General features: G+C 48.4%; 13 protein-coding genes and 1 tRNA gene. 7 read left to right on the top strand and 7 right to left on the bottom strand.

Annotation, left to right across the window (positions count from 1 at the left end):
- Positions 1 to 205 precede the first annotated feature (205 nt).
- On the top strand, positions 206 to 775 hold the full coding sequence (locus tag DW56_RS19435; RefSeq protein ID WP_024554343.1) for a hypothetical protein: 570 nt from the start codon (positions 206 to 208) through the stop codon (positions 773 to 775).
- Between the two features lie 90 nt (positions 776 to 865).
- Here DW56_RS19435 and DW56_RS21930 read toward each other — a convergent pair whose 3' ends face one another.
- Genes DW56_RS21930 through DW56_RS19425 form a run of 3 tightly spaced genes read right to left on the bottom strand, consistent with a single transcriptional unit; the run spans position 866 to position 2,622 of the window.
- Positions 866 to 1,462: an OB-fold protein gene (locus DW56_RS21930; RefSeq protein WP_024554344.1), complete on the bottom strand. Its 597-nt coding sequence runs from the start codon at positions 1,460 to 1,462 to the stop codon at positions 866 to 868.
- Positions 1,446 to 1,814, bottom strand: coding sequence for a hypothetical protein (locus DW56_RS19430; protein WP_024554345.1), 369 nt, complete (start codon positions 1,812 to 1,814; stop codon positions 1,446 to 1,448). Before DW56_RS19430 ends, DW56_RS21930 begins: the two co-directional genes overlap by 17 nt.
- Positions 1,804 to 2,622: a lysozyme inhibitor LprI family protein gene (locus DW56_RS19425; protein ID WP_024554346.1), complete on the bottom strand. Its 819-nt coding sequence runs from the start codon at positions 2,620 to 2,622 to the stop codon at positions 1,804 to 1,806. Before DW56_RS19425 ends, DW56_RS19430 begins: the two co-directional genes overlap by 11 nt.
- Positions 2,623 to 3,009: 387 nt before the next feature.
- Between DW56_RS19425 and yccX the strand changes: the two genes are divergently transcribed.
- The gene (gene yccX, locus DW56_RS19420) at positions 3,010 to 3,291 is read left to right on the top strand and encodes an acylphosphatase (protein WP_024554347.1); all 282 of its coding nucleotides are present in this window, start codon (positions 3,010 to 3,012) and stop codon (positions 3,289 to 3,291) included.
- Here the strand turns inward: yccX and tusE are convergent.
- Together tusE and yccA are read right to left on the bottom strand one after the other, a co-directional pair.
- Complete coding sequence (gene tusE / locus DW56_RS19415; protein WP_024554348.1) at positions 3,288 to 3,617, bottom strand: sulfurtransferase TusE; 330 nt, start codon at positions 3,615 to 3,617, stop codon at positions 3,288 to 3,290. The genes yccX and tusE overlap by 4 nt on opposite strands.
- A 105-nt stretch (positions 3,618 to 3,722) precedes the next feature.
- Positions 3,723 to 4,382: an FtsH protease modulator YccA gene (yccA, locus tag DW56_RS19410; RefSeq protein WP_024554349.1), complete on the bottom strand. Its 660-nt coding sequence runs from the start codon at positions 4,380 to 4,382 to the stop codon at positions 3,723 to 3,725.
- Here yccA and DW56_RS22955 point away from each other — a divergent pair.
- From DW56_RS22955 to ydiK, 5 genes are all read left to right on the top strand, one after another.
- On the top strand, positions 4,381 to 4,542 hold the full coding sequence (locus tag DW56_RS22955) for a hypothetical protein (RefSeq protein WP_161808556.1): 162 nt from the start codon (positions 4,381 to 4,383) through the stop codon (positions 4,540 to 4,542). The two genes, yccA and DW56_RS22955, sit on opposite strands and share 2 nt — an antisense overlap.
- A 111-nt stretch (positions 4,543 to 4,653) precedes the next feature.
- Positions 4,654 to 6,273, top strand: coding sequence for an ABC transporter substrate-binding protein (locus tag DW56_RS19405; RefSeq protein WP_024554350.1), 1,620 nt, complete (start codon positions 4,654 to 4,656; stop codon positions 6,271 to 6,273).
- A gap of 157 nt (positions 6,274 to 6,430) precedes the next feature.
- Positions 6,431 to 6,518: transfer RNA gene (locus DW56_RS19400), tRNA-Ser, on the top strand.
- A 155-nt stretch (positions 6,519 to 6,673) separates the two neighbouring features.
- Positions 6,674 to 6,898 carry a hypothetical protein gene (locus DW56_RS22535; protein WP_139152838.1) on the top strand — a complete coding sequence of 75 codons (225 nt, stop codon included), beginning with the start codon at positions 6,674 to 6,676 and terminating at the stop codon, positions 6,896 to 6,898.
- 419 nt (positions 6,899 to 7,317) lie between these two features.
- Positions 7,318 to 8,403, top strand: coding sequence for an AI-2E family transporter YdiK (ydiK, locus tag DW56_RS19395; RefSeq protein WP_024554351.1), 1,086 nt, complete (start codon positions 7,318 to 7,320; stop codon positions 8,401 to 8,403).
- Between the two features lie 36 nt (positions 8,404 to 8,439).
- Here ydiK and DW56_RS19390 read toward each other — a convergent pair whose 3' ends face one another.
- Positions 8,440 to 9,231 (bottom strand): SDR family NAD(P)-dependent oxidoreductase, encoded by a 792-nt coding sequence (locus DW56_RS19390; RefSeq protein ID WP_024554352.1) that lies wholly within the window; start codon positions 9,229 to 9,231, stop codon positions 8,440 to 8,442.
- Between the two features lie 134 nt (positions 9,232 to 9,365).
- Positions 9,366 to 9,824 (bottom strand): winged helix-turn-helix transcriptional regulator, encoded by a 459-nt coding sequence (locus DW56_RS19385; RefSeq protein WP_024554353.1) that lies wholly within the window; start codon positions 9,822 to 9,824, stop codon positions 9,366 to 9,368.
- Between the last annotated feature and the right edge of the window lie 198 nt (positions 9,825 to 10,022).

Here is a 10,022-nt window from a genome sequence, read left to right as displayed (position 1 = left end):
CGCTCATGGGCACCTCTCTTTAAGCCATCTTAAATGACTCTGAGGTGTCTGTTAAACCCGTGGCGATTCACACTATTCTGGTTGTTTTGCGATAATAGATCGAGCTTTCAGTGAGTTCGGACTATCAGTCCCGGAAGATTTAAGGATCAGAATCGCTGGGATAAGTGATGGATATCCCCATTATGTTCACCTCATATGTGAAAAAATGCTGGTTCTGGCTTATGAAAGAGATCTAGATTGTGTTACAGAACATCTATTTTTTGACGGTTTAAACGAAGCGGTAACATCTGTAGCTCAATCTTTACGTGGACCATACGAGAAAGCCACTTATGCAAGAGATCGTAACTATTCATATCTACTATGGGCTGTAGCTGACTCTAGAGATTTATTGAGAGATATTTACGGGATTCGCGGGTCTTATCAAAATGTCATTGAACAAGTCGCCTGGAAAACAAAAGAAGAAGTCCTGAGTCTTACTGATTCTGGGATATCAAGAATTTTAAGGAATTTTAGAGATCCAGATTTTGGTCAAGTAGTGATTCCTGCGTTTGATGGAAAAAGAAGAGGATGGTACACGTTCAAAGAAAACATGATTCGCGGCTATATTAGAATGTGCGCGGAAGCAAACAGAATAAAACTCAACTTTGATATTCACTTTTCAAATGAACCAACGGCACAGGCAAGAATCGGCATTAAAACAGGAAAAACCATTTCACAGATTGAGTCCGAAATTGAGTATGAACAAAGAATGAAGGATAGAGATGATACAGTCTAGTCCATTAGATATATTTATCTCATATGCTTGAGTGTGGAGATCAATAGCCACATTCATCAGCTATTGATCTTAGCTCAAACAATAATAATGTTATTTACGGCATATTTCCCTGTCATAGATTCCACCATTTACAGCCAGTATTTGCCTTTTCTTCTTTGAAATCATATTAGTCATGATTTGCGAATCATCTAAGAAAATACCTTCAAATGTTCCAGGGCGTGCATTCCATCCTGCAATAATTACTGTGTCTCCCACGTTTAACGCTGCTACCTTATCGTTATTATAATCTGTATTTTCAAAAACAAACTTTACTCCTTCATTCGAACCAGAAATATCCAATGTAACTAACGGCTTATTACTGAATGTAACAGTGCCGATACTTTCTACTTTACCTGTAACCATTAATCGACAATTTTTGAAATCGTTAGTTGCCCGAAACTCATGTTCTTTAAATCGTGAATAAACCTCTTCTGCTGTGTAAAGTCTCGGAAGTATATCGATGATAGGCGGTCTTGATAATTGCGCGGTTTGTTGTAAAGAAACAGTATCTGCGTTTGAAGTCGGTTTTACTTCAGTTGATTTCGCTTGACATGGGTTTATAGCAATCCCCTGAAACACGTAAAAACTGAAGGCAATAGCAACAGTTATGACTGATTGTTTTATGCGACATTCAATTCGTTGTTTCATTGTGATCTTCCATAAATTTTATCTTAACAATCTTCTTACCATTGCGATATATTTTCACGTCGTCAGTAGGAAATTTCACTGCATTACGGATCTCATTCATTGTGTCTTTAGATAACATACCGCAACCTTCCATATACATAACCTTACGGGTATTGGTATCTGATATGTTAGTGAAACAGCTACTGATCCATGAATCAGGTATTTCTATTCCATGTATCAGTTTCATATATTCTACGATGAACGTATCTGTCAGATGAAATTGTCCAAGCGTGTATTTTCCGTTATAGGTATGATCCAAAGGTGAAGTCACCCAATCATTTTTTAAAACTAAAGCTAGTGTGTTATTTCTCATTTTCAGACTCTAGTTCATGAATACGGATGTTCGTCATGTCGGTAAGACATTTCTGTTCATTATTGCAACTGGATTTTTGCTTTATCCATTCTCTTTGGGAAGGGAGTAAGCGTTTTCGTGTTTCAGGGCTAAGTCTTTTCCAGAGGCTATTTAATTCTTTATCAACTTCATCATAGGATTGTTGTGCTTTCGATGGGTTGCTAGATGAATTTTTAGTATTATAATTATTTTTTTTATTACAGGTCTCTTGCCATTTTTTTGCTGTTACAGTGACAATGTCTTCAATAAAAACTTCACGAAGTGTATATCCTTTTAATTTCGCGCCTTCTTCCATCATTAGACGGTATTGAGAAGGAATAGTCTGCAACTGTTTATCAATATCTATTCCATGTGACTCGACTAAATATGTTTTTAACTCCTCCTTTGTCGGCGCGCCATTTTTACACATTAGATTTTCATCTTTAATCATTTCTTTTGTGATATTACGTGAAGATGTATTTGAATTAAGTGCGCATTTTTCTTTTATCTTGGATTGAATTTTTTTGGATTGTTCATCAATCATCATACGAGCGGTCACAGGATCCTTTTGGTACATAGATTGCGCCAAAGGGCCATGCAGCAATATGAGCTTTATATCATCTGATGTTGGCCCACCATTCTTGCAAAGTTCGTTCTTTGGGAGGCTCAGAAGACCATCTACGGTTTCAATATTATGGAAGTAGCTACGGTTTTCAGAGGCTATCGTAGAAGCACTTGAAATCAATGCTATATGCAACATGATGATTTTTAATATTTTTTCAGAGTTCATATTTGAAGCTTTCCTTGCACTATCAATGATTAAAATTTATCCACAAGCCGTGAAGAGGAGTGGTTTTGAATAGAAATCTGGCAGCGAACATCAGTTTATATTGATCTGAAAAGGCTATCAATATCATAAAATTGATCTATATAAACGATCGATTGGGGCGCGACGGGATTGGTTTAGTGATTCGCATGTCGGAGGGACTAAGCTGGATAAGAAACGGTATGAGGCTTCGCGGCTTTTATTAACTGATTTTTTTATCAGGTTTTACTTTTTTGCAACACTAAACGTACACTCATAATTTGCTATGCTGCTCTGTAAAGAAAATGGGCGACATTCTCCTGACTCTGGCCGGGAAATGCAATCAAGCCCGCCAGCTAAAGGAGAGAGGATATGTCGACAGTATGCACTATCGCCTGGGTACACGGCCTTGTTCAGGGCGTTGGCTTTCGCTACAGCACGCAGCATGAGGCGCAGCGGCTGGGGCTGAAAGGTTATGCCCGAAATCTGGACGACGGCAGCGTCGAGGTTGTAGCCTGCGGCGAGGCGGAAAAGGTGGACCAGCTCATCGCCTGGCTAAAAGCTGGCGGTCCGCGTAGCGCCCGGGTAGAGAAGGTGCTGACGGAGCCGCATCAGCCCGAGCGCGAATGGAACAACTTCGGCATTCGCTATTAAATGCACTTTACCGGTTTAGGCAGGCCGGCGATTTTCGTCGCCTGTTTAGCCGGGCCTTTCGGGAAAAGACGGTAGAGATAGCGGCTGTTGCCTTTCTCTTCGCCAAATTTATTCGCCATCGCTTTCACCAGCATACGAATAGCGGGCGAGGTGTTAAATTCTAAATAAAAATCACGCACGAAGCGCACCACTTCCCAGTGTTCCGGCGAAAGCGCGATATTTTCTTTTTCGGCGATAACTTGCGCTAGCCCTTCGCTCCAGTCGGTGGTCTGTTTCAGATAGCCTTCGCTATCGGTTTCAATTTCTTTGCCTTCAAACGTCAACATACATTCCGGACCCGTTCGTCAAACGGCGTGCAGTGTAGCAAATTTTCCGCGCGCCAAAAACAAAGCCCCGCAAAGTGCGGGGCTTGGGTATCACCTTATCACTGCTTAATCGCGGCTGGCGAAGCCGAGAATGCTGAGCAGGCTGACAAAGATGTTATACAGCGAAACGTAAAGGCTGACCGTTGCGCGAATATAGTTGGTCTCTCCGCCGTGAATGATATTGCTGGTCTCAAACAGGATGGCGCCTGAAGAGATCAGGATAAACACGGCGCTGATAGCCAGATGCAACGCGGGCAGTTGCAGGAAGATATTCGCCAGCATGCCGATAAGCACGACCACAACGCCAGCCATCAGCATGCCGCCCAGGAAAGACATATCCTTGCGCGTAGTCAGCACATAAGCCGAGCAGGCAAAAAACACCAGCGCGGTGCCGCCGAGCGCCAGGGCAATCACATCGCCCATGCCCGCTGAAAGATAGGTATTCAGCATCGGACCGAGGATGTAGCCCAGGAAACCGGTAAAGGCGAACGCCGCCAGAATGCCGGTGGGTTTATTCGCCAGGCGATAGGTCAGAAACATCAGACCATACATGCCGACAAGCGTCAGGATAATGCCCGGAGAAGGCAGCATCAGCACCGTGCTGGCGGTTGCGGTAATGGCGGAAAACGCCAGCGTCAGGCTTAAGAGGAAGTAAGTATTTCGCAGCACTTTATGCGTGCTAAGCAGCGATTGTCTGTCGCGAGCAGAGGTAATTATGCGATCCATGAGTCATTCTCACATTGCAGGGAATCAGTGGCAGAGCATAGAGCCTGAAGGCCTGGCGGCAAAAGCGCTTTTACCCATCTTTACTCAGTTTTATCTGAATAAAAACAACCGTTTTGTGAAGGCGAAAACGCCGGGGCCGCAAGATGTCAACTACCAATAAATTATCAGATCTCCCTCTTATAGGTGACTGAAAATTATTGCTTTCCCTGCTACCCGCAACTAAGAGTGTTAACGAACCCCTGATTCATAACAAAAAGGTGCGTAAATCATAATGAAACAACACTCACGATTAATGGCTTTATTTGCGGCAGGGATCGCAACTGCTGGTTCAGGCGCTTATGCCGCTACCGTTCCGCAGGGGACGGAATTGGCGCAAAAGCAGGAACTGGTGCGTAACAATGGCAGCGAACCCGCCTCGCTGGATCCGCATAAAGTAGAAAGCGACGTTGAATTCAATATTATCAGCGACGTTTTTGAAGGGCTGGTGGCGGTCAAACGCGACGGTTCTGTTGAGCCGCGGCTGGCGGAAAAGTGGGAAAACCAGAACAACACCGTCTGGACGTTCCACCTGCGAAAAGGCATTACCTGGTCTGACGGCGAACCGATTACAGCCGAAGATATTGTCTGGAGCTGGCAACGGCTTGTCGATCCGAAAACAGTTTCCCCTTACGCCAGCTACCCGGGGAATATGAATATTGAAAACGCAGCAGAGATCGCCAACGGCAAAAAGCCGCCGTCTGCGCTCGGCGTCAAAGCGCTCGATGATAATACCGTCCAGGTGACGCTCACGCAGCCGACCGCCGCCTTTCTTTCCATGCTCGCGCACCCTTCGTTGGTGCCCATTGATAAAACGGCGGTGCAGCGCTTTGGTGATAAATGGGCGAGACCGGAGCACTTTGTCGGCAGCGGCGCGTATAAGGTTATCGACTGGGTGGTAAATGAGAAGGTGGTAGGGGAGCGAAACAAACGCTACTGGGACGATGCGCATACTGTCATTAATAAAGTCACCTGGCTGCCCATTTCTTCAGAAACGGCAGACGTGAACCGCTATAAGGCTGGCGAAATCGACATCACTAACACGATTCCCATTAACCAGTTCGCCCAGCTTAAAAAAACGCTTCCGGACGAAGTTAGCGTCTCGCCGCTGCTCGCGACCTATTATTACGAGTTCAACACTACCCGCCCGCCGTTTAACGATGCCCGCGTTCGCCGCGCGCTCAATATGGCGCTGGATAAAGACATTATCGCCGATAAAGTTCTGGCCCAGGGGCAGCGCCCCGCCTGGGTGCTGAGCCAGCCGGAAATCGGCGGGGCAAAAATAGCGCCGCCGGATTACGCCAGCTGGCCGCGCGAAAAGCGCATCGCCGAAGCGAAAAAGCTGCTGGAGGCCGCAGGCTTCACAGCACAACACCCGCTGCAATTTAATCTGCTCTATAACACCATGGAGTCCCACCATCGTATTGCCATCGCTGCGAGCTCTATGTGGCAGAAAAATCTCGGCGTGACGGTGAAGCTGCAAAACCAGGAATGGAAAACCATGCTTGATACCAAACACACCGGTAATTTTGACGTGGTGCGCTATTCCTGGAATGCGGATTATGACGACGCGTCTACTTTCCTGAATAACTTCCGCACCGGCGACAGCCAAAACACTTCCCGCTTCAGCAATAAGGCGTATGACGACGCGCTGGCCAGCGCCGCCAAAGCGGCCGACGCAGCAGAGCGCGGCAAATACTACCAACAGGCGGAAACTATCCTGGGGCAGGAAGTCCCTGCGATCCCGCTTTACCACTATGTTCGCACGCACCTGGTTAAGCCCTGGGTCGGCGGTTTTTACTCAAACAATCTGGGCTACTTCTATACCAAAGATATGTACATCCTGAAGCACTGAGTTAGCAGCCCTTATGATGAGGCCTGAATTGTTGCTGAAATCCTGCTCACTTTGTTGTTAATTCAGGCAAATAACGGTTTTTTGTCTGTTTTTGCGGCAAACGAACACATTCGGGCTTTACAGGCTGCATAGGGATGTTTATAGTTCGCGTCATTGCGGAAGTGTGGCCGAGCGGTTGAAGGCACCGGTCTTGAAAACCGGCGACCCGAAAGGGTTCCAGAGTTCGAATCTCTGCGCTTCCGCCATCAAATTCAAGGGGTTGCCGAAAGGCGACCCCTTTTTCGTTTACGCGACGATATATCCTGCCTTGCAGGTAACCGCGCCGGTCTGGCTGGGTTCACGGCAGGTTATCAGCCATGATTGCGCGAAATCGTAGCATCAGGCTTAAAGCACGAAACGGATGGCGAGAGTAATTCACCATACTGTCGGCGAGCATTTCGCCGTCTGGAATTACCCCGACAGCAAACCCCGCAGCGCCTGTCACCGCGATAACAGAAAACGTTACAATGCCCAGTCACCCCAGCGGCAAATCAGCAATGCTTCCAGCCCGCTCGCCAGCAGCCGGGAAAGCCTTTTCCCGATACAAAATAAAATAAACGCGGCGACACTATTCCAGCCAAACTGAAGCACCACATGACTATGGCCTTTAAGCCATTCCAGCGCAGAATGTATTTGCGGAAAAAAGAATAAAATTACTCATAGGTTTCCTGTTTAACGCTTTTTATTGAGAGTTGCCTGAATCAGCCTGCCATTTTAATGGCGTGGCGAATAGTAACGCTTATTTCTGCACAGTTCCTCGCTACGAAGTGAAAAATAAGAAACCGCGGAATATATATAAATCATATTTAAAAAATGAAGTGATAATTTATATGAATGCATTGTTAACTGATTCTGATAGTTAGCGCCTCAGGCGAGGCTGTTTTGTTTATCGCCCGTTATGTTCAACGACGCTATTCGCTTTGATGATTTAATTATCGGCCGCTTTGCTTTTGCTGCGTCTGTTTGCGGCGTCTGGCGCCGCGCTTCTCTTCAGGAAAAAATAAAATGTCGTTCACATTGCCTAAATATGATTTGCCGAGAATTATTTTTGGCTCGCTTGCCGTGTTCAGTATGCTGCTGGTTAGTCTGTGGCTGCTGCGGCCTTTTTTAATCAGTTTGATTTGGGCTGGACTGGTCGTGATTGCGACCTGGCCTGTCATGCTTCGCATCCAGCAGTGGATGGGGCGAAAGCGCACGCCCGCAGTGCTGGTCATGACGTTATTACTGATTGCTTTGTTCATGATGCCGTTGCTGTTTATGGCTGACAGCATGATGGAACTGAGCGCGCGGCTTAGTCAGTGGCTGGAATCGGATAAAGTACCGCTTTTGCTTAGCGGCGAGTTCCTCCACCAGGTGCCGTTTATCGGCGCGAAACTCTATTCCCGCTGGCAGGTTATGCTGGCCGATCACGGACACTCACTTATCGCTCACCTTCAACCCTGGCTGCGCCATGCGGCGCTTGTGTTGCTGGCGCAACTGGGCCATCTGGGGCAACTTGTGATTAACGGCATTATGATGCTGGCGCTCAGCGCGCTGCTTTATTCGAACGGCGAAAAGGTGGCGCTGGCGCTAAGCCGTTTCGCCCATCGTCTTGCGGGAACCCGAGGAGATATCGCGGTGAAACTGGCAGGGCAAACCATTCGTGCGGTTGCGTCCGGTATTGTGGTTACCGCGGTATGCCAGTCCGTACTCGGCGGCGTTGGCCTGGCTTTGTGCGGCATCCCCGGCGCGCTGCTGTTAACCTTGTTGATATTTATCCTCTGTCTTGCGCAACTGGGGCCGATAGTCATTATGCTGCCTGCCACAGCATGGCTCTACTGGCAGGGCGAAACGGGGTGGGGGACACTGTTGCTTCTGTGGAGCCTGGTAGCAGGCAGCATGGATAATATTCTGCGTCCATTTTTAATTCGTCGCGGTGCAGAGATCCCGATGATACTTATTTTAGGCGGCGTTATCGGCGGACTGCTTGCTTTCGGCATGGTTGGCCTGTTCATTGGCCCAGCCGTGCTGGCCGTCTCCTGGCGACTGCTGGTGATTTGGGTTAATGAACCTGAAGCGTCCGTTCAGGTTGTAGAGAGTGACGCGGCATAAAAATAAGGCCACCGACGCTGCCGGTGGCCTTCTTGATCACCGCAGGTAGCGCGGCGCCGGCGTGCCGGTACGGGCAGCGGCGTAAATCGCCAGCCGTGCCTCTTCGTAACGCTGCCAGAGCGCTTCATCATGTAGCGGCGGAATAGTAATCGCTTCGCCAGCATCAAAGCCCGCCAGGGCTGAATCCACTAAATCTTCGGTTTTCATTACCGAACCCGCAGGCAGGTTTTCCGGCGAAACGCCGGAGATTTCCCAGATTTCCGTTGCGGTTGCCGCTGGCAGCACTGCCTGCAACCGCACGCCCGTATCGGCAAATTCAGCCTGCAAGCCCCGGGTGAAATTAAACACATAGCCTTTGGTGCCGCTGTAAAGGGCGCTGGTATCGGAAGCGTGAAGCGCCAACACCGACGCGATATTAATAATCGCGCCCCGGTCTTGCGCCTTAAAGCGCGCCAGCGCTGCAAGCGTGAGGCGCGTCAGCGCGGTGATATTGAGCGTGATAATGTCCTGATGCGCCTGGGCGCTGTGGCTGAGAAAAGAGCCTATCTGCGCCGTTCCGGCGTTATTCACCAGCACTGAAATCGCAGGGGTATCGCTTAAAAGCGCTTCCACAGCCCGGATGTCCGCTTCCTGGGTGAGATCGGCGCGCAGCGTGGTCACTTTGATGTTGTAGGCGGCTTGTAACCGTGTCGCCAGTTCGTGCAGACGTGCTTCACGACGGGCAATAAGGAACAAATCGTAGCCGCGCGCGGCGAGACGGTCGGCATAAACAGCGCCAATGCCGGAAGAAGCGCCGGTAATCAGCGCGGCGGAACGGGAAGCGGTCATGATACTCTCCTGAATTAGGTTGCATTATTAAACTAATTTCAGCCTGGCCTATATGGTTTAATAATGCAACCATTTTTGCTGTTTTTTTTATTTCGCAATAAAGGTAGGGAAAAGAGAAAAAAAGCGCCTTTGGATCAGGCGCTCGTTGCGGAAGCGGAAGGAAGCAGTTCTATCTCATCAGGGCTAAGCTCACGGCCATCATCGGCCAGAAGCTGCAAGGGTCGGAGCGGTCGCTGGTTAATGCGGTCGACCAGAACGCTGCCTTTCTCACACCCCTCGAACAAAAAGGCATTGCCCCACTGAGAGAGGGCTACCAGCACGGTTTGTAATGCGCGTCCTCGCTCGGTGAGAACATATTCCTGCCATGCAGAGCCATCAGAAGCGGGGCGCATTTCCAGTATGCCTTCGTCAACCAACTGGCGCAGGCGAACCGTCAGCATATTTTTAGCGATGCCCAGGCTTTTCTGAAATTCGCCGAAGCGGGTCAGTCCGCGCAGGGCGTCACGCACAATCAGCAATGACCACCAGTCGCCTATAATGTCGAGCGACCGCGCAACCGGACACTGGCTGTCTTCTAAACTTTTTCTTTTCATCATCACCTCTCGGGTACAGATGGTTTTATTATAAAACCGAAAGGCAATTTGTTAAATCCCGGCGCAAAAAAAAACCTGCCCACAGGCAGGTTAACCTTATCAGGGAATCCACTTATGTTGTGCTTACCGGGAGTAGTAAGTACACGAAACAAGTGTAGTTTTTCTTATCGCCCGCATGCTCTCTTTGGGAATAGTCTC

Source organism: Franconibacter helveticus LMG 23732 (assembly GCF_000463115.2).
GTDB lineage: Bacteria > Pseudomonadota > Gammaproteobacteria > Enterobacterales > Enterobacteriaceae > Franconibacter > Franconibacter helveticus.
This window is presented reverse-complemented; position numbering and strand designations above follow the sequence as displayed.

Excerpts from the sequence above, each read along its gene's own strand:
- DW56_RS19435 (WP_024554343.1), top strand. The coding sequence starts at position 206 with ATGCTGGTTCTGGCTTATGAAAGAGATCTAGATTGTGTTACAGAACAT.
- DW56_RS21930 (WP_024554344.1), bottom strand. The coding sequence starts at position 1,462 with ATGAAACAACGAATTGAATGTCGCATAAAACAATCAGTCATAACTGTT.
- DW56_RS19430 (WP_024554345.1), bottom strand. The coding sequence starts at position 1,814 with ATGAGAAATAACACACTAGCTTTAGTTTTAAAAAATGATTGGGTGACT.
- DW56_RS19425 (WP_024554346.1), bottom strand. The coding sequence starts at position 2,622 with ATGAACTCTGAAAAAATATTAAAAATCATCATGTTGCATATAGCATTG.
- yccX (WP_024554347.1), top strand. The coding sequence starts at position 3,010 with ATGTCGACAGTATGCACTATCGCCTGGGTACACGGCCTTGTTCAGGGC.
- tusE (WP_024554348.1), bottom strand. The coding sequence starts at position 3,617 with ATGTTGACGTTTGAAGGCAAAGAAATTGAAACCGATAGCGAAGGCTAT.
- DW56_RS22955 (WP_161808556.1), top strand. The coding sequence starts at position 4,381 with ATGAGTCATTCTCACATTGCAGGGAATCAGTGGCAGAGCATAGAGCCT.
- yccA (WP_024554349.1), bottom strand. The coding sequence starts at position 4,382 with ATGGATCGCATAATTACCTCTGCTCGCGACAGACAATCGCTGCTTAGC.
- DW56_RS19405 (WP_024554350.1), top strand. The coding sequence starts at position 4,654 with ATGAAACAACACTCACGATTAATGGCTTTATTTGCGGCAGGGATCGCA.
- DW56_RS22535 (WP_139152838.1), top strand. The coding sequence starts at position 6,674 with ATGGCGAGAGTAATTCACCATACTGTCGGCGAGCATTTCGCCGTCTGG.
- ydiK (WP_024554351.1), top strand. The coding sequence starts at position 7,318 with ATGTCGTTCACATTGCCTAAATATGATTTGCCGAGAATTATTTTTGGC.
- DW56_RS19390 (WP_024554352.1), bottom strand. The coding sequence starts at position 9,231 with ATGACCGCTTCCCGTTCCGCCGCGCTGATTACCGGCGCTTCTTCCGGC.
- DW56_RS19385 (WP_024554353.1), bottom strand. The coding sequence starts at position 9,824 with ATGAAAAGAAAAAGTTTAGAAGACAGCCAGTGTCCGGTTGCGCGGTCG.